Here is a 24,268-nt window from a genome sequence, read left to right on the forward strand (position 1 = left end):
CCTCCCGCGAGGAGGGCCTCTTGCGCGACCGCCACCAAACCGTTTTGGTGACTCCCCTAGTCAAGCGGCGAACGGAAGGACGGCTCGGATGGCAGATACGACCCAGACCGACACGGCGGGGAGCGAGGACCACACGCCGCGCAGGGCGAGTTGGCGATCCATCGGCCCCGGAATCGTCGTGGCGGCGACCGGCGTGGGTGCCGGCGACCTCGTTGCCACGCTCATCGCGGGCAGCAAGTTCGGTTACACCCTGCTGTGGGCGGCGGTCATCGGTTGCCTCGTCAAGATCTCGCTCGCCGAGGCGGCCGGCCGCTGGCATCTCGCCACCGGCCGTACCCTCTTCGACGGCTGGCGCAGCCTCGGCTCATGGACCACCGCCTATTTCGCGGGGTACGTCGTCGTCTGGGGCTTCGTCTACGGCGCCGCCGCGATGTCCTCCAGCGCTCTCCCTCTGGCCGCGCTCTTTCCGGACACGATGAACCTGAAGCTCTGGGCCGTGCTGTGCGGCCTGGCCGGGCTGGTCTTCGTCTGGTTCAACCAGTACGCCGTCTTCGAGAAGGTCATGACGGTCCTGGTCGGCGTGATGTTCCTCGTCACCGTCTATCTCGCGATCCGCGTCACGCCCCGCCTCGACGCCGCCTTCGCCGGCCTGGCGCCCGTCCTGCCGGACGGTTCGCTGGTCTACACGCTCGGCCTGATCGGCGGCGTGGGCGGCACGATCACGCTCGCCGCGTACGGCTACTGGGTCAACGCCAAGGGCTGGACGAACACGAGTTGGATCAAGGTGATGCGGCTCGACAACCGCGTCGCCTACCTCACCACCGGCCTCTTCGTGGTGGCCATGCTCATCGTCGGGGCCGAGCTGCTGCACTCGTCCGGCGTGGCACTGGCGAAGGGCGACAAGGGCCTGCTCGATCTGGGTGCCGTTCTGGAGGAGCGGTACGGAAAGGCGACCGCCAAGCTCTTCCTGGTCGGGTTCTTCGCCACGTCCTTCACCTCGCTGCTCGGCGTGTGGCACGGAGTGAGCCTGATGTTCGCCGACTTCGCCACGAAATTCCGGCCGTCCCTCGCCCGGGCCGGGACGAGCCCGGCGAAGTCCCTGCCCTTCCGGGCCTATCTGCTCTGGCTCACGTTCCCGCCCATCAGCCTGCTCTTCCTGAACCAGCCCTTCGGGCTCGTCATCGTGTACGGAGTGATCGGCGCACTCTTCATGCCCTTCCTGGCCCTGACGCTGCTGTGGCTGCTCAACTCCTCACGCACACCGGCCAACTGGCGAAACGGCAAGCTGAGCAACGCGATGCTGGGGGCCGCCGGTCTGCTGTTCGTGGTGCTGTGCGTCCAGCAACTGTGGGAGCTGCTCCGGTAGCGGACCCGCAGTCACGGGGTGTCGACGCACGCCCCTGCACACCGCGCTGCCGGGCGGTGTGAGCGCCGAGCGGGTCGCACTCACCGTCCGACCCGGAGTACCAACAGCCGCCGCCTGGTACGAACGACTCGGGTACGGGCTGGTGAGCCTCACTCAGGTCGCGCGCGGGCCGGTGACTGCCCAAAGCGGCCGACAGCTTCGTCAGGCGCAGCCCGCGGAGCTCGATGACCGGGGCTGCCAGGGTGCCGCCCGACGATGCGCACAAGGATCGCCGACTTGTCCGTAATGCATGCGACCGCGTCCTCGCGAGTCAGACCAGGACCGACTCCGACGTCTGCGGGCAGTCGAAAACCACTCGTCCCGCTCGGTACAGGTCCCGACCCGCAGGGTCTATTGCCCGCCCCGCCCCGGCCCGTGCGGCTCGGTCAGGGACAGGGACGCGGCGCCCTGCGGGGCGGTCCAGACTCCCGGATAGTCCGTGTAGGGCACGGAGCAGGAGCCGGAGGCCCGCTTGGGCCAAGGAGCGCCGCGCAGCGGCGGGCGCACGGGGCCGGGCAGATGACCGCCAGGCGCGCGGCGCGGCTGGAGAAGCCAGGCATATCCGGGACGCCGCCGACGCGGCGTTCGAGGAGGACGTCGCCGCCGCGCGGACCTCCTCCGAGCAGCACTGGACGCTGCGCTGCCCGCGCACGGCCACCGCGCGGGTGTGATGGTGAAGCGGGAGCGGGAGCGGGCCACTGCCGGGGAGACCCGCAGCCGGGACAGGGGCGCGGACGGCGGGGTGGTCAGGGAGTGCAGGGTCGCGTCCACGAGTCGGCCCACCAGGGCCGTACTCGAGCCCTCCTTCCAAGAGGCTTCGGCCGTCATGCGGTTCAGATGCTGGGCGACGAGATGCGGGCCGCCGCCCTCGCCCGTCTTCCACATGCGGGCGGCCCGCAGCGGCCACCGCAGCCCACGGATCAGCGGCCTCCCTCACCGGCCGCGCGGCAGCAGGTGTCTCCACCGGTGAGCAGCAACTGCCAACATCCGCGCGATCTACGGCCCCGAGAAGGAGACCCCCGCGCGCATTGGCCATCCGAATGAAACTCGTCTGGCCCACACACCGCCGCCCCCTCCGTGTTCAGGAAGGGGGCAGCGTGCTGACCGGCATCGGTAGGGTTCTGTCCCTACTCCAGGGAGATGCGGAGTCGAAGACGAACCCAGCCGAGCGTGATGAAGGCGCACCGCCGGTGGTGCCTGGCACTTTCACGCCCGCTTGGGGGCACGTCATCCGTCTGCGGCGTCCTCGGCCTCCCAGCGCAGCAGGTCGCCCGGCTGGCACATGAGCACCTCGCAGAGCGCGGCGAGCGTCGCAAAGCGCACCGCCTTGGCGCGGCCGTTCTTGAGTACCGCCAGGTTGGCGGGAGTGATCCCTACGCGGTCCGCGAGCTCGCCCACGGACATCTTCCGCCTGGCCAGCATCACGTCGATGTCGACGGCGATCGGCATTAGATCACCTCGTCCAACTCGGCCTGCATGTGCGCCGCTTCGACGTCACGCGCGACGGCCTGGGCGAGTAGCATCCGCAGGACCAGCACGATGAGCGCGACGCCCAGGATGGCCACGCCAAACCCGCCCATGATGACGGTGACGCCCGGGTCCTCCCGCTGGCCCGGCGCATTGACGGCCGTGACCGCGAACCACACGAGGGCAGCCGCCACGATCGCGCCGATCACGCCGTCCACGTACCGGAAGGCGGCTTGGGAGAACACGGTTCCGCGTCGCACCATCGTCACCAGCCGCCATACGCAGACCAGGGCGACCTGGGCCGACACCATGCCCAGGATCGTGATCACGCGCAGCGGGGTCAGCGGGAGCGACCCGTCCTCCGGGTCGGTGAACAACGCCCACACCATCAATGCCTGCACGAACACGGTGCCGGCAAGCACCACCACGAGCACGGCGCGCAGCGCACCCACTGTCAGCTTTCCCATAACCCATCCTTCGATCGAATCGCGATGGCAATCTATCGAATATCGATAGGTAGAGCAAGGGCTGGGACAGAGGGTGGGCGGCGGTTTCGCATCCCGGCGGGACGCCGCCGCCTCCATCACATGGCGGTTGCCCTAGGGCGCCAGGCACCGCACGCCAGAATCGCCCACGCGTTCGCAGCGCAGGCAGACTCGCTCCGCACCCGCGTCGGCCAGCGCGATCAGGGCCTGAAACGAAGCAAGCCAGCTGGCCGACGATGGGCCTGTCACCTGCTTGCGAGCTGCGGGGCCTCGGCTGTCTTGATAGCCGACCGCTCGGCGGACGCTGCCGCCCGCTGCTGCTGGTCGTCCAGGCCGGGGTCGGGGCGGCGGCCGTGCGACACGAGGGCAAGAAGGGCCGGTGCTCAGAAGAGCACCGGCCCTTCTTGAGTGGGGCCGGCCGTAGATACCCAGCATCTGGTGGGCGCAATTCGGGCCAGAGGGGGCTTGCGACTACAGCGGCAGGAACATCCCACCCGCCTCCATCAGCAGGACAACGACCGGTGTCGCGACGACGAAAGCCGCACCGCCTCGGGCGACAGCGTCCGCATGCGATGTACCCCCGAGCCACGCAAGGATGCTTGCGGCCAGCCCGGCCACGAGGCCGATCAAAAGGGCGATGGATACCAGTAGGGCTCGGATAAGCGGGGACGGCATCACGGACTCCCGTAGGTAGTTCATGCCCATCTGGGCCCGGTGGCCAGGTCTGGTAGCCACCGACGCGATCAACGCTAGGGAAGTTGCTCTGCTTGCCACAGTCGCCTGATGCTCCATCATCTGTCCGTCTATGAGGCGCAGATGAGGAGCGGCCTCGGGGTAGCTCAGGAGACTATGCCGCCGTCGTTGGCGGAGTGTCACAGTGAGGCATGACCTTACAGACCGCGTCTGTGGAAACCGCCCTGAAAAGGACTCAGCGCATGATCATTCGCGCATTGGCGTGGCTCAGAGGTGTCCAGTTCGCCTTGTGGGTCTGGGTCCCCTTCACCGACGGCGGGCCCGGTCGATTCGATCCTCAGGTAGTTGTGGCCTACGTTCTCGCCGCACTCTTCTCAGCGGCGATGTTCACCGTCGCGGTCAAGCGCGGCACGCTGTTGCCGCGCTGGGTGGGTGCCGACGTGGCACTCGCTGTCGCCTACGCGATCGTGGTGAGCCGCTCGTACCCGCCCGCGGACGCCGCGTCGATCACCAACTGGGTCATTCCTCCCCTGTGCGGGGTCACGGTGACCGCGGCAATCTACGGCGGCCGCTACAAGGCAGGGGCGGTGATCCTGGTGGTCGGAGCCTGGGTGCTGGGAGCCTGGCCTGCTCTCGGCACGGAAAACTCAGCGGAGTTGCTGTCCAACAGCGTGATGATGACCCTGTTCGCCGGCGTGGCGGGGATCACCGGGAAGCTCCTGTTCGATGCTGCAGCAGCGGCAGATCGCGCTACCGACGATGCCATCACAGAGCGGGCCAACGCTGTGAGCGCCAAGGAGCGGGAGCGCCACATCGGTCATCTGCACGACACGGTGCTCCAGACACTGGAGCGCATAGCCCAGGGAAGGCTCGGTACTGACCTGGGTGAGGTCCGGCGCATCTGCCGGACTGAAGCCGAGAAGCAGCGGACTACCGCGTTGGCCGCTCGCCCCGACGGGGTCCTGGCACGCATCATCGAGGCGCTGGAGGAAGTGATTCAGGGCCACCCTGCGCAGACAGAGCTTCGGCGCGTGATCACCAGGTATGACCGCACACTTCCGGACCTGCCTGCCGAGGTTGTCGATGTGCTCATCGCCGCCACCCGCGAGGCCCTGAACAACGTCATCAAGTACGCGCGAACAGACGAGGTACGGGTGACAGCGGCCACCCTGGCCCCTGGTGGTGTCAAGGTGACCATCGTCGACCACGGTGTGGGATTCGACGCCGACACCGTGGTCCCGGGCTTCGGTACTCGCCGTTCGATCATCGAACCGGTGGCCGCCATCGGCGGCAAGGCCATCATCGACAGCATGCCCGGAGAAGGAACCATCGTGGAGATGTCATGGACCCCGTGATCGAGATAGCCGGCATCGACGACGCCTTGATGCACTTGGAAGGCAACGCGGCCTGGTTCAAGGCAGAGAGCGAAGTACGCATGGTCGCCATGGCCGCCTCGGTCGAGGAGTTCCTCAGCGGAGCCATCCGACCGAAGGTCGTCACGCTGGATCTGCATCTGAACAACGGCACCCTCCCCGCGGACAACGTCACCGCATTGATCAATGCAGGTCACAGGGTCATCGTCGTGACCGTCATCGAAGATCACGACTACGCCCAGGAGACAACCGAAGCCGGCGCATCCGCCTATCTACTCAAGAGCAGCCGCATGGAAACCCTGGTCTCACTCATCCGGGACGTACACGCAGGCAAAGCACCCACCACCGCTGATCACGCCTACCAGCTCAGGCACGACACGCGGCCCCACCGACCGCACCTCACCGCCAGGGAGTTGGAGATCCTGGAAATGGTGAGCGCCGGCATGACCCACGGGGCGATCGCACGCCGCCTCGGCGGCTCGCCCAGCACGGTGGCTACCCACCTGGCGAGCGTGCGCAAGAAATACAGCGACGTCAACCGGCCGATCAAAAAGCCGACCGACTACCGGGACCGTCTGCGCGCATGGCACCTGGATCGTGACCGTCTCGACCCGACCGAGTAGAACCGGCCCAACCGATCAGGAGCGGAGCTGGATACAGGCAGTAGCCCACTGATCGTTCCCTCCCCGAAAGCATCGCACTGGCAACAGCGACCTACTCGACAGCAGCAGGACGTCCTCAAACCCCGTCATCGAATCCCCGCCGCCCCAGACAGACACCCGCCGCCCCCGGCAGCCCACCGGGGGCGTCGTGCTTCCTGGAGGACCGACGTGCCCACCTTCGAGTCCCTGCCCCGCTTCACCGCCGACCTTCACCACCTCACTCCCGCCCAGCGCCGGCGCTTCCACCGCGTCGTCCTGGAATCCTTCGTCCCCGACCTGCGCAACGCGCGGCCGTTCCGGCCCGGCTTGCGCGTGAAGGGGGTACGGGTCGCCCCCGGCATCTTCGAACTCACCTGGGCGCCGGACGGACGCGCCACGTGGTCCTACGGACGGGAGCTGCGCCATGGCCGCCACATCGTGTGGCGCCGGATCGGCACCCACTCCATCCTCACCGGCCCCTGACTGCAGGTCGTGGCGGGGAACGGTCACGCGCCGCCACATCGACCGGTCCGCGTGTTGGACCGGCATGGAGCAGGGCCGACCAGTGCGTCGTCGACGGCACGTCCAAGCCACTCCCCACGTCGGAGCACACCGACCCGGCTCGCTCCGAAATTCGTCTTGTTGCCGAGGATGAGGATGCCGGTGACGTCATTAGTGCTGTGGCCGGGAAGGTGTGCCGGGTCGCGGTTTCGGTGCGGTGCATCTCCCCCAGCTACCGCTGGGAGGTGCCCCCGGGACGGAGGGCCACGGCTCGTACCCGACGTACCGCCGTGGCCCGACAACGCCGCGAGGTGCCGTGCCGGGCGCCGCGACCCGGTGGACCTTCCCGGCCACAGCACTAGCCCTGAACGGGCAACCGTTCGAATGCTCGACCCTGGGCACGAGAACGGGCCCCGGTAGCTGTTGGGGCCGCTCGGGTGGGGGCGCGTGCGAGGGCGGGGCAGGGTCGCAGACGGGATCCGGCCGGTCTGTCGGCGGGGACGTGAGAGAGGGCGGTGTGCTGGTGGACCGGGACTGGTGGACGGTGGATTTCGGGCACGCGCATGCGGGCGCGGTGGGGTGTACTGGTCGGTGGGAAGGAGAATCGGGTGATCCTGACGGCGGGTCGTCCTGTAGCCGCCTTGGTACGCGGCTTTGCGCCGGGCGAGCATCGCGGCAACACCGCGCACCGGGCCGCGTGCGCCGAGACCGCCCACCGCGCTGACGAGGCCCGACTGTGCACGGTGATCGCCGAGCGCCCGGCACCGCACGGCGTGCGGTTCGCCGGGCTCGACCTCGCCCATCCGTACGTCTTCGAGGTCAATCCGGTCAACCCAGGCGGACTGGAGAACATCGTCGCCCTCGGCCTGCCCGATCCCACCCCGCAACTCCTGCGGGACCTCTTCGCGCAGCCCGTCACCGAGTCGGCAGGAGTCACCGCATGACCGAGGAATCCACCAACCGCCCGGCCGCAGGCGGGTCGGAGGAAGACGGCCTGCTCACAGAGGCGCGCCGCCTACTGCCCGACATCATCAGCCTGCGCAGGGCCCTGCACCGCGAGCCGGAACTGGGCGGGCACCTGCCCCGCACCCAGGCACGGGTCCTTGAGTCCCTCGAAGGCCTCCCCCTGCACGTCACCACCGGCACACGCCTCAGCTCGGTGACAGCCGTCCTCGAGGGCGCACATCCGGGCCCCACGATGCTGCTGCGCGCCGACATGGACGCACTGCCACAGCACGAGGAAACCGGCCTGGACTTCGCCTCCGCCATCCCCGGTGCCATGCATGCGTGCGGTCACGATCTGCACACCGCGATGCTCGTCGGCGCCGCCCGCCTCCTCGCCGCGCGACGGGAGGAGCTCGCGGGACGGGTGGTCTTCATGTTCCAGCCCGCCGAGGAGAGTGGCGGCGGCGCCCCCGTCATGATCGAGGAGGGTGTCCTGACCACCCCCGACGGGCACAGCGTGGACGCGGCCTTCGCACTGCACGTCACCACGCGCTTCGAGTCCGGAACCCTTCACCTGCGGCCGGGCCCCATGTTCGCGGCCTCCGACCTGATCCACCTCACCGTGCGTGGCCGAGGCGGCCACGCCTCGGCGCCCCATTTGGCGCTCGACCCCATTCCGGTGGCCTGCGAAATCGTCCAAGCCCTGCAAAGCTTCGTCACCCGCACGGTGAGCGTCTTCGACCCGGCCGTGCTCACCATCGCCCGCATCGAAGCGGGTACCACCACCAACATCATCCCGGAGACCGCAGAACTTTACGGCACCTTCCGGACCCTGACCCCCGACACGCGCCGCAGGGTACGCGCGGGCATCGAACGGGTGGCCCGCCACATTTGCGCCGCGCACGGCGCCGAGGCCGGGATCGATCTGAACGAGGGCTACCCGCCGCTGCACAACGAGCCGGTGTGCACCGCCGCCGTGCGCCAGGCCGTTGCCGCACGGCTCGGACAGGGCATCGTCCACGACCTCGCCGAGCCGGTCATGGGTGCGGAGGACTTCGCTTACGTCCTCGAACGCGTCCCCGGCGCCATGGCCTTCCTCGGCGCCCGCCCGCCCTCCCCACCGACCAGGAACGTCCCAGACATGCACTCCAACCGAGTCGTCTTCGACGAGGACGCCATGACCACAGGCATCGCCACACACGCAGCTGTCGCCCTCCACCACACCAGCGCAGCAAGCGAGGCAAAGCCATCAGCCTCCCGACGAAGCCATGCCGCCGGAGAAGGGGCGTGATGCCCCCGGGCCCGCCCTCAACACCACCCTGAGGGAACTCGCCGCGGACCTTCCCTCCATAGTCATCAGCCGACTCCCTGCGACGCACCGCACGGCCGGGCCGGACAGGGGTCAGGCCCGGCCTCTGCGAGACGGGGCGGAAGCAACGTCCGGCGCCGTCGAAGCGCTACGCGGCGAGCCGGTTCAGGCTTGGCAGAAGTGGACGGTAGCTCGTGAAACCACGTGAGGCGTCCGGCTCACCCGGCAAAGAGGGGCTGAGTCGGCAATGGAACGCTGCGGGCGCGCGGCGACCAAGGGCAGCCGGCGCAACGCCGGGCCGATGGCGGGGCGAGGGGGCCGGAGGCAGCCAGGAGGTCCTCACGGGTGGCTGCCGTGTACGGGAAGACAGCCTGCACTTCCTCGCCCTGACCGACGAGAGAGGCCGGCTGATCTGGATATCCGCTGCCCGGCCCGGCCGCACGCATGACATCACCGCTGCCCGCTACGGCCACCAGATGGGTGACGTCGGCGAGTTCGGAAGGTGGCAGGGCTCCTGCTAGGGCAGCATCGGGATGCTGTCAGCGAAAGATGCTGGTCACACCGTGGATGTCTGAGGTTGAGCTGTTCGCGCGGCAGCCCGATGTGGCCGTTGAAGGCGCACGTTGATCCGTTGCTCGGATCGCATGACGTGGAAGGGGATCGGTTGCTCAGCCAGGCAATCGGGGCCATGCTGCCGGCTGCGTTGGCGGTCGCGCTCAGTCCCTTCCCGCTCATCGGAATCGTCCTGATCCTCAGCGGCTCGCAGGGCCGCCGTAACGGCCTGCTGTTCGCGGCCGGGTGGATCACCGGCCTTGCAATCGCGGCGACACTCGTCGCGGTGCTCTTCGGCGGGGCCGACGACCCCGACAGCACACCATCGGCGATCGCGGACTGGGGACGGGTACTGGCCGGAACAGCCCTCATCGCGCTGGGGGTACGCAAGTGGTGGAAGCGCCCGCGCGCCGGTGAGCGGGCAGAGGCACCCCGCTGGATGGCCTCGCTCGACGACGCCACGGCCGGACGAGCGCTACTCCTCGGGGCGCTATTGTCGGGCGCCAACCCCAAGAACCTCGTCCTGACAGCGTCGGCCACCGCCTCGATCGTCGAGGCCGGCGCCCACGACGTCGGCCTCGCCGTGGCGGTCGCCGTCTTCGTACTCATTGCCTCCTGCACGGTGCTGGGCGCCGTCGGTATCCATCTCGCCGGAGGACAGCGCGCCGCATCGTTCCTGGACGGCGTCAGACAGTTCATGGTCACCAACAGCACCGTGATCACGGTGATCGTGCTGCTCCTCCTGGGCGCGAGCGTCCTGGGTGACGGGCTGTCCGGTCTCGGCCGCTGAGGGTTGATCGGACGTGTCTGTCCGATGAGTGATCACCGATGCGATGTGGGACCGGATCGAGCCGTTGGTGCCGGCCGATCCGGTCCGGGTGCGGGGCGGCGGGGCCGTTTGGGGCGCCGGGCGGCCTGCGTGCGGCTCGGCGACGGCATGCGCGCCGTGCGCCGACCCTCCCCCTGCTCCTCGCCGTACCGCTCTCGACCTCCGAACGCGTCACCGTCCGCTCTGGCGCCGCCTGATGCCCACCACGTCGCAGACCATCTCTTCGCTCTCCCGCGCTAGATGCTCCCAGCGGGTCCATGGCGAAGCCCAGTGCGGGCCGGAGCACCTCGTCGCATGTCCTGTCGGCGCTGACCAGATCGATTCGCCACACCCCCGTGGCCAGGATCCGGTTCTTGTCGGCTGCGGCCGGGCGGAAGGAGGCCGCGCCTTTCCGGCCATGAGGTGTCGGGCTCTATCTGCGGCCTCCGAACTCCCATTCGTGGACCTCGACATCGGCGTATCCGGCCGGGCTCAGGACCGTGCGTGCCGTATCAGCATCGGGGGCCCGGACCAGCGCGGCCGTTCCCAGCCAGGCAGCCCCGTCGTCGGACAGCAGCGGCCCGTACGCGATCAGCTCATCCTCTCCGGGCGGCACATCGAGGCCGACGGGCGTGCCCGCGCCGAGACCGAGCACGAGGTAGCAGTTGCCACCGCCGCGGCCGCCGGGGAAGTCCCACATGCTGCGCCCCAGGAGGTTGCGCCACCGGCGCAGTAGCACGTCCCGGTACACGCCGGCCTGGTAGCCGGGCTCGTCGAAGGCGAACGCGCGCGCGGCGGCCGGGCCGGGCAGGTCGACGATGTGGACGCTTCCACTGGGCGTCTCACCGTCGGCGGCGAACGTCGGCCCGCGGGCGATCAGCGCCTTCTCGTACCCGTCCATGTAGGACCAGTGCTGCTCCAGCAGCTCCATCCGCAGAGGACGTGATCCGGGGCGGTCGCGGTGAAAACAGAAGAACTCCATGATCCTGGACTCTCCCCCAAAACCCACGGCACATCAACGACTGAGTTCGTCCTGGCCAGGATCCGCCCTGCGCGCACGGCCACAGTGCGGTCAGGGCGGTGCCCCCCCGGTCTGCCACTCGGTACGTCCGTACTGCCGACTTGTCGCTGGAGCACTGGTGGCATGATCAAGACATGATCGACAGACCGCCTCGGCCGGAACCCGCCAAGTACGTCCTGTTCGACGTCGACGGTACGTTGATCAATGCAGTGGAAAACCAGCGCCTGGTCTGGCGGACATGGGCGGATCAGTACGGCCTGGACCCCGAGGAGGTCTACCGGACGGCTCTACGGACGAGACCTCTGGAGACCTTCGCCCGCGTCGCTCCGCACTGCGACCCGGCGGAGTGCCTGGCGGCTTTGCACGAGTTGGAGGACGAAGACGTCCGATCCGGAACCTATACGGCTTTCGACGGCGCTGCGGAATTGCTGGGCGCTCTGCCGAGGGGCTCCTGGGCGCTGGTGACCTCGAACTACGAGCACCGGGTACGCGGCCGCTTCGCCCGGACCGGCCTGCCGGTCCCCGAAATCCTTGTGGACGCGGCCGCCGTCTCGGAAGGCAAGCCCTCGCCCGCACCGTATCTGCAGGCCGCCTCGCGGCTTGGGGTCGCACCGCAGAACTGCCTGGTCATCGAAGACGCCCCTTCCGGCGTCCAGTCCGGGCTGAGCGCGGGAATGACGGTGTGGGGGGTCAACACTCCCGTTGCGGTGGACGGCGTACATCGCCACTTCGGCAGCTTGCGTGAAGCGACGGGAGACATACTCGCCTTCGCCTCATGACCGACGTGCTCGGCCTGCTCATTGCCGTCCTCGCGACGGCCGCGAGCGTGCACGTCAACGCCATCGGCACCGCGTTGCCGGACGAGGTCGCGGTGCACAACCCGAGTGTGAGCAAGGCATGGCTGGAAGCCGGGTTCGAGAACGCGGTGATCGCGCACAGCGCCGTGCTCGGGACCGACGTCGAGGTCGTCCAGCGGGATCCCGGCGTCAGGGGGTTCGCCGCCCCCGGCGCCCGAGCGCTGGATGGTCGAGCAGACCTGGGGGACGATGATGCTGCATCGGCGTCAGGTCCGCGACTGCGAGACCTGTCGGCCAGCGTGTTTGGTGATCTACTGGGCGATGAGCGACAGCATGAGCCGCCGACGGCCACCCGGGATGGCCGTCGGCGGCGTGGTTTCCGGCAGGTCCGGGTCAGGTCAGCAGGTGCCGACCCGGCCGAAGCGGGTGGACCAGACGGGGGTCCACGGGCCGTCGCCATGGGGGCGGTAGACGACCAGGTTGCCGTCGTTCTGCAGGCGCACCCAGTTGGCGCTCGGGGTGCAGCCGAGGGCGGTCCCAGAGGCCCAGAGGGCCCTTTTGAAGGTGTCGTAGACGACGAAGTTGCCGTCGTACTGCATGATGACCTTGCCGGGCGACGTGTTGACGGTTCCAGTGGCCCAGACGGCGTGGCCGCTCGCGTTGTACTGCACGAGGTTTCCGTCCTTCTGGTAGACGAGCCGCTCGTCGCCGTTGCCGGAGACCAGCTTGTCACCGGGCAGCAGACAGCTGCCCCAGTCCATGTGGTCCCAGCCGCCCGGGTTGCGCGAACAGTTCCACTCGCTGTTGACGTCTGCCGACGCGCTCGTGGCGGTGGTGAGACCGATGACGCCGGCCAGGGCAGTCGCAGCACTTGCGAGTGCGATGAGCCTCTTGTACGACCTACGAATGGCCATGGTGTTCCCCCTCGCCCCGGAGCGGTCCTGACCGCTCCCGGGCCTCGTGTCGTGGCGGCGCGTGGTACCGGTCCTCAGGTGCGCCGACGGGATGGAGCCCCGCGTTCGACGGCTCCAAACCTGACAACGCGGCGCACACGTCCGGCGGTTCAGACTCCTGGACGACGAGCGATGCCCCCATGGGCTTCCTCACCGCCTGGCCGTGCAGGACGGTGGCGCCCAGCAGTGCTGCCGCCTCAGGGATGTGCGGCACGAGGACGTGCTGTTCCTGGGTTCCTGGTCGCGGAGGCGGCCCGGCAGACACAGCGGCACCCGCCGCTCGCTGGTCGCGACCGCCCCTCCGCCACTCCTCTCCCACCCAGTCCATCGGGCCGATCGAGGACCCTCGGTTCTTCGAGGAGATCCGCGAGGGGCTCGGCGTGAGCGTAGAGGTCCTCAGTTCGGAGCCCGCCCAGGTCGTGGGGCCGCGCTACCGGATGCGCCGGGCTCGCCCGGGGACGGGCCAAGCGGGCTCCATCCGGTGCTCGTGCCCCCACCCCCGTTTCCCTCCCCCGACCTTCCGGCAACCGACACCGCAACCACCTCCATGGCGGACCGACCGCACCCGACCGCCCTCGACGGAGAGCAGACCGGCACACTGATCCTGCCCCTGCCCGCCCCCGCACCCCACCTCGCCGCGGGAGGCAGCCGGTGCCGCGGCCACCGCCCGCGCGGACGCCGCACCTATGGGGGGACGGCAGCAAAAGACCCGTGGCGGCGAACGCCCTGCGCCGAGTACTCGTCAAAACCATCGCCGGCGCCCACCTGCCCGGCCCCGTCATGGAAATGGCCGGCCGCCCGCACCAGCACGAACTACGGCGAGTGCGGGTCCCGTCCGTCCGTCGGCGGACGGGACCCGCTTCTCAGGCGGCGCCGACCTTCGGGGTCTCCGCCGCCTCTGCGGCGTCGGCCGCCTTCGCGGCGGCCGGTCGCGGCTTGCGGACGAGCGGGACCGTCGCGCACGCAGCGAGCAATGACGCGACCGCGACCGCGTACCAGCCGTGCTGGAACGCGGCGACAGCGTGTCCGGGGGCCGGAGTGCCGAGGATGCCGACCAGGATCGCGACGCCGAGGACCGCGCCGATCTGGCGGCCCATCGAGGTGATGGCCGTGCCGGTGGCGAAGCGGGCCGGCGGCAGGGCGGTCGCCGACGCCCCGGTCAGGACCGGGAGCGTCATGCCGACACCGAGGCCGGTCAGCAGCATGCCGGGCAGGAGCGAGGCCGCGTAGGTCGAGCCGGTGTCGAGCGTCGCGGCCCACCACAGGATGCCGGCCGCGAACAGGACGGTTCCCGCCAGCGCGATGCGGCCCGCACCGAATCTGGCGACGGCGGGCCCGATCCGCAACGCGACCGGCGGTACCAGCAAGGGTCCCGGCGCGATGGCGAGGCCGGTGCGCAGAGCCGAGTAGCCCCATACGCCCTGGCACCACAGCACCGCGCCGAGCAGCATTCCGGCGAACGCGATGGTGAACAGCGTCAGGGCGGCCGCCGCGGATGCGAACTCCGGAACCCGGAGCAGCGGCAGCTCGACGATCGGCACGGGGTGGCGGGCCGAGCGCAGGACGAACCAGGCGCCGAGCAGCACCGCGGCAGCCAGGCCGCCGAGGGTGCCGGCGCTCGTCCAACCCCAGTCAGGAGCCTTGACCAGTCCGAGCGCGAGCGTTGCGATCGATCCGGTGAGGAGGGCGGCGCCGAACAGGTCGGGCAGCGGACTCCTCTCCGCCCCCGCGCGTCCGGGCGACGGTAGCACCTTGACACCGAGCGCGAACGCCGCGATTCCCACTGGCACGTTGACGATGAACACCCAGCGCCATCCGGCCTCGACCAGCAGCCCGCCGACCACCGGTCCGAGTCCGGCGGCGATCCCGCCGATCGACGCCCAGGCCCGCACCGCCCCGGCGCGCTTCTCGGGCGCCGTCATGTCGAGCAGCAGCGCGAGCGACGTCGGCATCAGCAGAGCAGCGCCGGCGGCCTGAACGAGCCGTGCCACGACCAGCGTCCCGACGTTGGGAGCGAGGGCGCAGCCGACCGAGGCGAGGGTGAACACCGCCAAGCCGGTCAGGAAGACCGGCTTGTGGCCGGAGCGGTCGGCGACTCGGCCGGCGACTACGAGGAGCGCCGCGAAGACGATCGCGTAGCCGTTGAGGACCCAGGAGAGGGAGCCGAGGCCGCTGCCGCCGAACGAGCGGCCCATCGCCGGGAGGGCGACGTTGACGATGAAGAGGTCGAGGTTCGACATGAAGACCGCGGCCGCGACCGTCGCGAACACAGCTCGGGCTCTTTGTGGGTTTGAAATTCCAACTCTCATGATCGGAGGCTAGCCGCGTGAGTTTGAAAACACAACGGACTCGGGAGAGAATGGGGAGGTGACCTCGAACAAGAAGCAAGGCGAGAGCTCGGTTCCGCACCCCGAAGTGCCCGGTCGGCCGTGCTCCGTGGCCGCCGCGCTGCAACTCGTCGGCGAACGCTGGGCCCTCCTGGCGATCCGCGAGATCTTCTACGGCAACCAGCGCTTCGACCAGATCGTCCGCAACACCGGTGCCCCCCGCGACCGCCTCGCCGCCAGACTGCGCGGACTGGAAGAAGCGGGCGTGGTCGAGCGCCGCGCCTACAGCGAGCGCCCATTGCGCTTCGAATACCACCTCACCAAGGCCGGCCGCGACCTCGCACCAGTGATGCGCGCACTGCTGGCCTGGGGCGACCGCTGGGCAGTGGACGCTCCGCCGGTCGCCTTCCGGCATCGCAGCGGGTCCGACTCCGAGCACGGCTCCGAGTACGGCTCCGAGCACGACCTCGATCTGACGTCGACGTGCCGGACCTGCGGTGAGGAGGTCGGGGCGGGAAGTCTCACGATCGACGTGCGAGCGCCCGGATGGGATCGGGCCGGACCGATCGAAGGCTCCTGAACCCAGCAGCGATCAGGAGTGAAGGGGGGCGCCTCGATGCCGACGCCGGCTCACACCGAGTTGGTGGGCTCTGACGCTGTCGGCTGAAAGACGAAGTCCATCGGAAACGGGTTCGGAACGATGTCGTCGGACCAAAGGCAGGCGACTTCGACGCCGTCGTCGATGACGTCCAGCATGTCCAGTGCTTCCACCTCCACCATGGCGATCCTGGCCGTTTCGCCCTCCGCGTTGGTGTACACCTTCTCTTCCCGGCACCCTCGGGCCAACGCCATCTGCAAGCCAGTCGCGTAGTCGTCGGCCTGGATCAGGAACACCGATGCCGAGTACAGGAGGACGTTGCTGCCACTTGCCATGTGTGCGAAGCGGATGCGGCAGCTGAACCAGCTGTGGCCGGAAGCGGGGTTTGCAGAGATCACGGGGGGACCCTAGCGCCGCGGTTGTCTGCGGTCAGAGCAATATTCGAGGGTTCTGAGTTCAGCGCTCTTGGACGGCCTCGTGCTCCGTGGCTCGCCCGTGGACCCGCCGCTGCGGCGTCGTGGGCGCGGTGACCTCGTTGGCCCCACTGCCGTGGACACGGTCCAGGCCGGTGGCGGCCGTTGCGGACCACCAGCCGATGCCCTCGCGCGTCGGTCGAAGGTACGCCCTCTGCTCCCTCCCGACACCGCTCCACGAGTCCTGAGCATTGCTCCGCACCTACCCCGGTGGCAGGTGGTGGTGGCCGAGCGACAGCATCGGCACGCTGTCTCCGTTGAAGTGCCACAGCGCACTCGTGTACCAGAGGACCACCACCACGGCCACCAGCGCGCCCCCGGCCATTGGCAGGGCCCAGCCCGGCAGGCGCCGGCTGTGCACCAGAAGGACCTTGGCGGCGAACGCCCCGTAGAAGAAGCAGCCCGCGATCGAGTGCACTGCCACACGCGAGCCGGTCAGCTGCACGCCATACGCCTGGACGCAGTGCACCGCGATCGGGACGGTGAGGGCGAACAGGACCACACCGACGATCCGGTGGGTGATCGGCACCGGGCCCGGCACCCGGCGCACCCCGGGCAACCGGCCGTACATCCACAGCGCCAGCAGCAGCTGGAGAGCCGCCAGCCCCAGGACGCCGGTGGCGAGCTGTGCCTTGAGACGCACGGCATCGGCGTCCGCCTGGCCGAACAGCGTGGCGGTGTAGTCCGGCGTGTTCGCCCGGCCGAACAGGAAGACGGCGACGAAGACCGCGGCAGCAACCGCGAATGCCAGTGCGAGAGCGAGCCTGGCTTCCGGGCGGCGCAGAGCGAGCCGGGCGTGCGACATGGTGCTCCTCGTCTCGTAACGCTGAGGGTTGGCCGTGTGCCATCCCTTCTACTCGCCTGGTGCGGCTGATGGCGGCCGACGCGGCCGTAGCCACCTCCACTCGTCGTTGGCGCGCCCGCAATGAGTGGCCACGTGATCGCCCGGATCAGCGGGACCGGTTCGCCATGCAGCGCTGACGTAGCCGCCAGTGGGCGGTGTACTCCCGCGATCGCCCTGATCCCAGGCCCAGGGCTCGGGCTGACTGCCTGCCGCCGCACCGAGATGCGGAGCGGCAATGGGCAGCAGTGGTGTGTGACCCCCCGGAACCGCCAGCACCACGGGCCTCGGCGACCACGTGCCCGCAACGTTCGACTACGCAGGCTTTGACGCCACCAGCACGGCCCTCTTCGTCGGCGACCTCGTGCGGCCCACACTGGCACGCCAACACGTCGGCAGCAGCCGGATATCAACCACTTTAGGTAGGCTTCACTGTGCAGGAGCGGCTCGTTCACCAGCCAAGCGGCTCGTTCACCAGCCGCATACTTGCCGGCCTAGGCAAGTGATTTCGGTGCCGCGGTGACGGCTCCGAGCGAACCTGATGCGATTCCCGGCGTGAGAGTGGTGGCTGGCAGATGGAGGCACGCCGAGGTTCCCTGGAAGGTAGAGAGATTGCGGGCTACCAGCTGGAGCGCGAGATCGGCCGTGGGGCGACGTCCGTCGTCTACCGCGCCAAGGACCTGCGCCTGGACCGTACGGTCGCGCTCAAGCTCATGGCTCCTGAGCGCCAACGTGACAGCACCTTCCGGCGCCGCTTCATTCACGAATCGCGGGTTGCCGCGTCCATCGACCACCCGCACATCCTGCCGATCTTCGAAGCCGGTGAGACCGACGGCGTCCTGTACATCGCCATGCTGTACGTCCCCGGTCCGGACCTGAGGGCCATGCTGGACCAAGAGGGCCCGCTCCCCGTTCGGACCGCCCTCCGCATCGCCGCCCAAGTGGCATCCGCACTCGACGCGGCCCACGCGCACGATCTGGTCCACCGCGACGTCAAGCCCGGCAACCTCCTGGTCGCCGCCGACACCGACAGCGACCACCCCGAGCACGTATACCTCACGAACTTCGGTCTGACGAAGAAGTCGCTGTCGCTCACAGGGTTCACCACCGCGGCCGCGTTCGTCGGCACGCTCGACTACATGGCGCCGGAACAGATCTCGGGCCGGCCGCTGGACGGCAGGTGCGACCTCTACAGCCTCGCCTGTGTCGTCTACGAAAGCATCGCCGGCGGGCCGCCATTCGAGCGCGATAGCGACGAGGCGCTGCTGGGGGCCCACACGTACGATCCGCCCCCATCCCTCTCCGAGAGGCGTCCGGAGATCGCGCCCGGTGTCGACGCTGTGATGGCAAAGGCGCTGGCCAAGCGTCCTGAGGATCGTTACGCCGCGTGCCTGGAGTTCGTTGCCGAGTTGCGCTCTGCCCAGTTGCCCGCTGCCGCGCCGCTGCCCTACCCGCCTCCGGCCCCCGCGTCGACCTCACCGCGGCCTGATGGGTCGGCCGAGAGCACACCGCCTGGACCACCCTTCGATGACGATGACGATGAGTGGTGACGCATGGGTGACATCGCCAAGAGCGCTTTGGGTGGAGCGTGGACGGTGCTGGTGGGATGGCTCCTTCCGACCGCGTTGAACGTGTGCCTCTTCGTCGTGGCCGTCTGGCCGAGCCTGGGGCGCGCCCACTGGTCCGCGAAATTGTGGTCGGCGGGTGTCATGCCACTGTCCGTCGTCGTGCTGAGCGTCTCGGTACTCCTCGGGCTGGCGCTCAGCGCCCTGCAGAACCCTCTCTACCGCGTGCTCGAGGGGTACGCCCTCTGGCCGAGCGCGTTCTCCGCGTACGGGTGCGCTCGCCGGGGTCGGGCCAAGCAGGATCTGCAGGACCGCCTCACGCTGATGCGGCTGGAGCGCGAGGAGCGGGAGAACCGGCTGGCACGCGATGACATCGCCCAGTTGACTGCCCTGCGCGCCAACCCGCGGATCGAACGGGCTGCCCGCAAGGACCGGCGGCGCACCGCTGTACAGCGGGCCCTGCTCCGCGAACGGCTCGCCCGCTACCCGGTCGACCCCGCGCAGCTGGCGCCGACGGCGCTGGGGAACGCGATCCGGCGGCTCGAGGAGTACGGCTACGACCGATTCCGCCTCGACACCCAGGTGATGTGGAACGAACTGACCGGGAATGCGCCGGAGCAGGTCCGCCGACAGGTCGATCTCGCACGCGCTAATGTCGACTTCTTCGTTGCCCTTGTCTTCGGCCACTGCGCCGTCGTCCTCTGTGCGGCGGCGGCCCTGACCACCGCTCGCCCCGATGTCCCGCTGCTGCTCCTGGCCATCGTCCTGCCGGGCGTCCTGATTCCGGTGTGGTACCGCGCAGCCGTGTCGGCTACCGACGAATGGTCCGCGGCCGTGAGAGCGCTCGTGAACTCAGGGCGCAAACCGCTCGCCGAGTCCCTCGGCCTCGTTCTTCCGGGCGAGCTGGCCGGCGAACGCCAGATGTGGGCCCTGGTCTCCAAGATGTCGCGGTTGCCGCACCACGATCGTGCCGCAGGACTGGACCCCTTCCGAGCAAAACCGCCCGGAAGCCCAGCGTCGCCGGCTGGGGACAGCGGCGCCGGCTCTTCTCGTTGACGTCCCGGTGAGTGCGTCGAGTGGTGGCGCGCATCCGGGAACCGGGGCGGGGGCCCTCACCCCCAGGGGTCGAACCGCCACTTCTGCGGGTTGCGGTCGCCGAAGGGCCGGTCCGCTACGTCGGTGATCCTCCAACGCTGGTCGGTGATCCCCGAACAGTTCCACTGGACCACGTTCGCGCCGTTGCGCTGGGAGGACCCCGCGACGCTGAGGCACATGCCGGTCGGGGTGCGGATCTCGAAGTACTGCACGGCGGCGTGGGCCGGTACCGACCCGAGGGCCAGGGGTTGGGCGACGAGAACGGCGAGAACCGCGGCCGATGGCGAGGCCGGTCCACCATCCGGACCGAGCGGTCCTGTGGGTTCCCTCGGCGCGGACCGGTACGAATGACGTCCGGACAGGGTCGGGTTGACTACTCTGCGTACATGCCGAATGCTCCTACGCAGTCGAGGTTGCGAGAGATTCCGGGCTGGGCGGTGGGGCTGTGCCTGTTCGGGCTCACCGCCGGTCTCTGCCTGATCATCTGGTACATGGTGGAGCCGCCGTTCCTGGACAAGCCCTCAGGGAACAGCGAAGTGGCCCTGCAGTTCGCGGCGACGGCCGAAGAGGCCCGCGCCATCGTGAACGGCGTCGGAGGCGGGGACGGGGACGGGGACGGGGGCAAGCTGTTCCAGGACGGCCTCGTACTCGACTGGCGCATGTTCATTCCCGGATACGCGGTGGCCCTGGCCGGGGCCTTCGGGCTCGGGCACCTCTTCCTCTACCGGGAGTCCGCCCGGCTGTGGGCCCGGCGCGCCCTCGCCCTCACCCCCCTGCCGGTGGTGGCGGACTGCGTGGAGAACATCTTCCTCTGGAGGGCTCTGAACCGGCTCGCCGCCGAGCCGGTACCGGACTTGGCGTGGGCGTCCTACTTCGCCCAGGTGAAATGGGCGCTCGTCGTCCCGCTGGTGGCAGCGGCCATCCTGATCGTCGTCATCCTCTACTGCCGCCGGGTGCTGGACCCCTCCTTCGTGCGGAGCGCGCGGGAGGACCGTCCTCGTCCCGTCGTGGCCCACGCCCACAGGCTCGTGGACGGCACGGAGAGCCAGTGGAGCGACCCGGACGTGATCCTCCCGCCTGCCGCGCCCCACGACTGGGAGCCCCGGGCCGAGTGGACCGCCCCCGACCCGGCGCAACCACGCGGGACCGAGGATCGGAACCCGAAGGACAGCGCGGTGACACGCTGGCGTACCCGCGCGTACCAGCCGCCCGGTCGGCAGCCCGCGGAGCTCGGCTTCTGTGTCTCCGGCGGCGGCATCCGGTCGGCATCGGTCACCCTCGGCGCGCTGCAGGCACTACGCGGGCAACTGCTCAAGGCGACGTATCTGGTGTCGGTGTCCGGCGGCGGGTACACCGCCGGGGCCTTCCAACTGGCGCTGACCGATGCCCGGCTCCGGGCCCCGGACGGGATCCCTTCGGTGCGGCCCGCTCTCGCGAAACCCGCGGATGTGTTCGCACCGGGCAGCCCGGAGGAGGACCACATCCGCCGACACGCGAAGTACCTGGCGGACGCGCCCAAGGAGAAGCTGCGCGCTGCGGGGGCGGTGCTGCGGGGGATGGCCGTCTCCTTCGGCATGCTGGCGCTGGTCTTCGCGGTGGCAGGTCAGTTCCTGCACCTGTTCTACTCGTACGTCCCGCTGACCGAACTCCGCCCCCTCGCGGCGGAAGCGGAGGTGTTCGACTCGTCCCTTGATCTGCACCCGAACGCCTGGCGCCCCGTCCTCGTCCTGTTCGGCCTGGCCGGCCTGGTGTCCGTCGGGTACGCCTTCACGCGGGCCGGCAGCGGCAGTTCACGCCCCGCCTGGCTGCGCAGCACGGTGAACACGCTCACCGGCCTCGCGCTGGCGGTCGCCGCGTACTCGATCGTCCTTCCTTCGGTGATCTGGTTCTTCGCCTCTCTGGCCCAGAAGGCCGACAGAGGGGGCTATTGGGACGACAGCGGGGCGGGAGTCGCCTTGCTCGGCGCGATCACGGCGGCGGCGACCGCCGCGGGTACGTGGTTCACCGCGGTCCACAAAACGGTGAAGAGGCTGAAGCCGGACGGTGAGAGGGCAGGTCCGCTCGCCAGGGGCGGCACATCCCTCGTCACGCAGGTCGGCACCAGCTGAGTGAAAGCCGTGGTGTGCTGGCTGGTGCTGCTCCTGGTCGCGTTCTTCGGCCTCGCCCTCATGTCCTGGGCCGCCGTCTACGCGGGCAGCTGGCACGCCGCGTGGAAGGCGGGAGTGCCGATCGCCCTCATCGTGCTGACGCTCGTGATCGACCAGACCACCTTCAGCCTGCACCCCTTCTACCGACAGCGGTTGGCCGGTGCCTTCGCCGTGCGCCGCGCGGTGTTGAAGGACGGCTCGGTCGGCGCCCTGCCGTACGACTACAACAACGAGCCGACCCCGCTGCACCCCTACGCACAGCGGGTGGAGGGCTTTCCTCAGGTCATCTTCGCCGCCTCCGCGGCCGTCTCGCTGCGCAACCGCACCGCGCCCGGCCGGCCCGCAGTGCCCTTCACCTTCGCCTCCGACTACTGCGGGGGACCCGACACGGGATGGGTCCGCACCGGCACTCTGCAGAAGACGGCCCCCGCGCTGATCGGGCGAGACCTGACCGTGCAGTCCGCCGTCGCCGTGTCCGGAGCGGCCTTCGCCTCCGCGATGGGCTCGCAGACGATGTTCATGGAGCGACTGCTCGCGCTGTCCAACGTGCGGCTCGGCACCTGGGTGCCCAACCCCCTGTACCTCGCGGAACTGGCGACGTACGGGCCCAACCGGATCATGCCGCGGCTGCCGCGGGTACGGCGGCTGCGGTACCAACTCCAGGAGCTGGTGGGCCGGTACTCGGACACCACTCCCCTGCTGCTGTGCACCGACGGCGGGCACTTCGACAATCTCGGCCTGGTCGAGATGCTCCGGCTCCGCTGCCGGACCGTCTACGTCATCGACGCCTCGGGGGACTCGCCGCCGCTGGCGACCACCCTCGCGCAGGCGATCACACTCGCCTACGAGGACCTAGGAGTGACGATCACCTTCGATGACGAGGGGCAGAATCTGCTGAACCTGGTCCCCGGCAGCGCGAGACCGCTCCCGCCCGAGGCGCCGATGGCCTCCCTGAACGCCCGGTTTTCCGTCACCTGCGTGGTGCGCGGCACGATCGAGTACCCGGAACCGGTCCAGTTCTCGCCCGACGCGCCAGCCGCCACGAAGGGGACGATCATCTACGTGAAGGCCGGTCTGACCCCTGACATGCCGTACGAGCTGCTCAGCTACGCCCTCCGGGAGAAGGCCTTCCCCCGCCAGGCAACCTTCGACCAGTGGTTCGACCACGCGCAGTTCGACGCCTATCGGGAGCTCGGACATCACCTCGGCACCAAGGCCGCGAAGCTGCGCCCCGCGCATGCGGCGCGGTGCGGTGTCAGGCGCCGCGGGTCCGGGCACGCGTCTCAGCCGTAGCGGGGATTTCGGGGGAAGCCCTGGAGCACATCCTGGGTGTTCCCACGACCGTGCCGACCAGCCCTTATCGGGAGTTGACGGTCCGCCATCCCATGGACCCTCGGAGCCTGCCCCCCGGGCCCCCCGGCCGCCGGGCGGCCCGGGGAGGGCCCGAGTGGCACAGTCACTCAGTGGAGCGGACCATGGGAGGCGGCGCACCGCGCCGTCCCCCACCACCTTCCGTTCCGGACCTCTTCCTGTACCGGTAGGCGGGAGAGGAGGGAATCTCCATGAGAACCCGCATTCCGCGCGCTACAGCCGTCACCTCCTTCGCAGCCGCGGTCGCCCTGTCGGTTCCGCTCGTCCCGGCGGCCGCCGCCCCGGCCACGGCCGCCCCGACCGCTGCCGCCCCGGTGGACTGCACCGCGATGGGCCCCGAGGCCGACGACATAGCGCCTTCCGCCGACCCGGGCCGTTTCGGCTTCGGGACCATGTTCCAGACCCTGGCCACCGTGTGCCTGATCAACGACGAGCGTCGGCGCCTGGGGCTTTCGGAACTCCCGCTCGACTCCGAACTGACGTCGGCGGCCCGTACGCACCTGAACGCCTCCTTGGCCCAGAAGTGGTGGGGCAAGGGCAAGAATCCGCACCAGAACCCGAGGGTCTCCGGAAGCGCCGATGAACAGATCGGGCGCCGCATCAAGGACGCCGGCTACTGCGCGAACGGCGGGTCGTGGCGCGGCCACGAGATCGCGTACAACGGGTGGGGCGGAGCCGGCACTCCCCGTGCAGCCGTCAACTGGTGGTTGAACATCAGTACGCAAGGCCACGCCGAGATCATCCGCGACCCCTACCTGAGCGACATAGGTGCAGCGTCCAGGGGCGGTGCGGCGGACCCGGCCGGAGCGGGCCAGAGCCAGGCGGGCACCTACGTGGTCACCTTCGGCAGGTGCGAACCGTAGGGACGCCGCTGTCGGCCCGGCCGGGTTCCTCCGCCCTG

Annotated in this window: 22 protein-coding genes and 1 pseudogene; 15 read left to right on the plus strand and 8 right to left on the minus strand. The window is 69.5% G+C overall.

Going from position 1 to position 24,268, the window contains the following annotated elements; genetic code table 11:
• The first annotated feature begins 88 nt into the window (after positions 1–88).
• On the plus strand, positions 89–1,366 hold the full coding sequence (locus tag ACFWBY_RS11215) for an Nramp family divalent metal transporter (RefSeq protein WP_385333035.1): 1,278 nt from the start codon (positions 89–91) through the stop codon (positions 1,364–1,366).
• Positions 1,367–2,632: 1,266 nt separating this feature from the next.
• On the opposite strand, the gene ACFWBY_RS11220 is transcribed toward ACFWBY_RS11215, so the two are convergent.
• On the minus strand, positions 2,633–2,854 hold the full coding sequence (locus ACFWBY_RS11220; protein WP_385333032.1) for a helix-turn-helix domain-containing protein: 222 nt from the start codon (positions 2,852–2,854) through the stop codon (positions 2,633–2,635).
• On the minus strand, positions 2,854–3,339 hold the full coding sequence (locus ACFWBY_RS11225; protein WP_385333029.1) for a DUF2975 domain-containing protein: 486 nt from the start codon (positions 3,337–3,339) through the stop codon (positions 2,854–2,856). Before ACFWBY_RS11225 ends, ACFWBY_RS11220 begins: the two co-directional genes overlap by 1 nt.
• Before the next feature lie 953 nt (positions 3,340–4,292).
• Between ACFWBY_RS11225 and ACFWBY_RS11230 the strand changes: the two genes are divergently transcribed.
• From ACFWBY_RS11230 to ACFWBY_RS11260, 7 genes and pseudogenes are all read left to right on the plus strand, one after another.
• Entirely contained in the window at positions 4,293–5,405 is a 1,113-nt protein-coding gene (locus tag ACFWBY_RS11230; RefSeq protein WP_385333026.1) for a sensor histidine kinase, read from the plus strand.
• Positions 5,393–6,046 carry a LuxR C-terminal-related transcriptional regulator gene (locus ACFWBY_RS11235; protein ID WP_385333023.1) on the plus strand — a complete coding sequence of 218 codons (654 nt, stop codon included), beginning with the start codon at positions 5,393–5,395 and terminating at the stop codon, positions 6,044–6,046. Before ACFWBY_RS11230 ends, ACFWBY_RS11235 begins: the two co-directional genes overlap by 13 nt.
• 207 nt (positions 6,047–6,253) lie before the next feature.
• A complete protein-coding gene (locus ACFWBY_RS11240) occupies positions 6,254–6,547 on the plus strand; it encodes a hypothetical protein (protein WP_385333020.1) in 294 nt (97 codons plus the stop codon).
• Positions 6,548–7,173: 626 nt separating this feature from the next.
• Entirely contained in the window at positions 7,174–7,509 is a 336-nt protein-coding gene (locus ACFWBY_RS11245) for a hypothetical protein (protein WP_385333017.1), read from the plus strand.
• Entirely contained in the window at positions 7,506–8,801 is a 1,296-nt protein-coding gene (locus tag ACFWBY_RS11250; protein WP_385333014.1) for a M20 family metallopeptidase, read from the plus strand. Before ACFWBY_RS11245 ends, ACFWBY_RS11250 begins: the two co-directional genes overlap by 4 nt.
• Before the next feature lie 682 nt (positions 8,802–9,483).
• A complete protein-coding gene (locus ACFWBY_RS11255; protein WP_385333011.1) occupies positions 9,484–10,161 on the plus strand; it encodes a GAP family protein in 678 nt (225 codons plus the stop codon).
• 43 nt (positions 10,162–10,204) lie between these two features.
• Positions 10,205–10,333 (plus strand): annotated as a pseudogene (locus ACFWBY_RS11260) (IS5/IS1182 family transposase); the annotation flags it as partial.
• A 279-nt stretch (positions 10,334–10,612) separates the two neighbouring features.
• Here ACFWBY_RS11260 and ACFWBY_RS11265 read toward each other — a convergent pair.
• The gene (locus ACFWBY_RS11265) at positions 10,613–11,161 is read right to left on the minus strand and encodes a YciI family protein (RefSeq protein WP_385333008.1); all 549 of its coding nucleotides are present in this window, start codon (positions 11,159–11,161) and stop codon (positions 10,613–10,615) included.
• A 173-nt stretch (positions 11,162–11,334) separates the two neighbouring features.
• Here ACFWBY_RS11265 and ACFWBY_RS11270 point away from each other — a divergent pair, with 173 nt between their 5' ends.
• On the plus strand, positions 11,335–11,979 hold the full coding sequence (locus ACFWBY_RS11270; RefSeq protein ID WP_385333005.1) for an HAD family hydrolase: 645 nt from the start codon (positions 11,335–11,337) through the stop codon (positions 11,977–11,979).
• A 416-nt stretch (positions 11,980–12,395) separates the two neighbouring features.
• Here the strand turns inward: ACFWBY_RS11270 and ACFWBY_RS11275 are convergent, their stop codons facing one another.
• Together ACFWBY_RS11275 and ACFWBY_RS11280 are read right to left on the minus strand one after the other, a co-directional pair.
• Entirely contained in the window at positions 12,396–12,911 is a 516-nt protein-coding gene (locus ACFWBY_RS11275; RefSeq protein WP_385333003.1) for a hypothetical protein, read from the minus strand.
• Positions 12,912–13,813: 902 nt separating this feature from the next.
• A complete protein-coding gene (locus tag ACFWBY_RS11280; RefSeq protein ID WP_385333000.1) occupies positions 13,814–15,220 on the minus strand; it encodes an MFS transporter in 1,407 nt (468 codons plus the stop codon).
• 97 nt (positions 15,221–15,317) lie between these two features.
• On the opposite strand from ACFWBY_RS11280, the gene ACFWBY_RS11285 reads away from it, so the two are divergent.
• Positions 15,318–15,857, plus strand: a complete 540-nt coding sequence (locus ACFWBY_RS11285) for a winged helix-turn-helix transcriptional regulator (RefSeq protein ID WP_385332997.1) — start codon at positions 15,318–15,320, stop codon at positions 15,855–15,857.
• 50 nt (positions 15,858–15,907) lie between these two features.
• Here ACFWBY_RS11285 and ACFWBY_RS11290 read toward each other — a convergent pair whose 3' ends face one another.
• A complete protein-coding gene (locus ACFWBY_RS11290) occupies positions 15,908–16,273 on the minus strand; it encodes a DUF4288 domain-containing protein (RefSeq protein WP_385332995.1) in 366 nt (121 codons plus the stop codon).
• Positions 16,274–16,550: 277 nt separating this feature from the next.
• The gene (locus ACFWBY_RS11295) at positions 16,551–17,153 is read right to left on the minus strand and encodes a DUF6529 family protein (protein WP_385332992.1); all 603 of its coding nucleotides are present in this window, start codon (positions 17,151–17,153) and stop codon (positions 16,551–16,553) included.
• Between the two features lie 611 nt (positions 17,154–17,764).
• On the opposite strand from ACFWBY_RS11295, the gene ACFWBY_RS11300 reads away from it, so the two are divergent.
• Positions 17,765–18,739, plus strand: a complete 975-nt coding sequence (locus tag ACFWBY_RS11300; RefSeq protein ID WP_385332990.1) for a serine/threonine-protein kinase — start codon at positions 17,765–17,767, stop codon at positions 18,737–18,739.
• A gap of 3 nt (positions 18,740–18,742) precedes the next feature.
• The gene (locus tag ACFWBY_RS11305; protein WP_385332988.1) at positions 18,743–19,810 is read left to right on the plus strand and encodes a hypothetical protein; all 1,068 of its coding nucleotides are present in this window, start codon (positions 18,743–18,745) and stop codon (positions 19,808–19,810) included.
• A gap of 56 nt (positions 19,811–19,866) precedes the next feature.
• Here the strand turns inward: ACFWBY_RS11305 and ACFWBY_RS11310 are convergent, their stop codons facing one another.
• Entirely contained in the window at positions 19,867–20,061 is a 195-nt protein-coding gene (locus ACFWBY_RS11310; protein ID WP_385332985.1) for an RICIN domain-containing protein, read from the minus strand.
• A 174-nt stretch (positions 20,062–20,235) separates the two neighbouring features.
• Here ACFWBY_RS11310 and ACFWBY_RS11315 point away from each other — a divergent pair, with 174 nt between their 5' ends.
• From ACFWBY_RS11315 to ACFWBY_RS11325, 3 genes are all read left to right on the plus strand, one after another.
• On the plus strand, positions 20,236–21,957 hold the full coding sequence (locus ACFWBY_RS11315; RefSeq protein ID WP_385332983.1) for a hypothetical protein: 1,722 nt from the start codon (positions 20,236–20,238) through the stop codon (positions 21,955–21,957).
• A 9-nt stretch (positions 21,958–21,966) separates the two neighbouring features.
• The gene (locus ACFWBY_RS11320; RefSeq protein ID WP_385332981.1) at positions 21,967–23,289 is read left to right on the plus strand and encodes a hypothetical protein; all 1,323 of its coding nucleotides are present in this window, start codon (positions 21,967–21,969) and stop codon (positions 23,287–23,289) included.
• A gap of 269 nt (positions 23,290–23,558) precedes the next feature.
• Positions 23,559–24,230: a CAP domain-containing protein gene (locus ACFWBY_RS11325; protein ID WP_385332979.1), complete on the plus strand. Its 672-nt coding sequence runs from the start codon at positions 23,559–23,561 to the stop codon at positions 24,228–24,230.
• Positions 24,231–24,268 lie beyond the last annotated feature (38 nt).

The sequence above is a fragment of the Streptomyces sp. NPDC060049 genome, assembly GCF_042736715.1.
GTDB lineage: Bacteria > Actinomycetota > Actinomycetes > Streptomycetales > Streptomycetaceae > Streptomyces.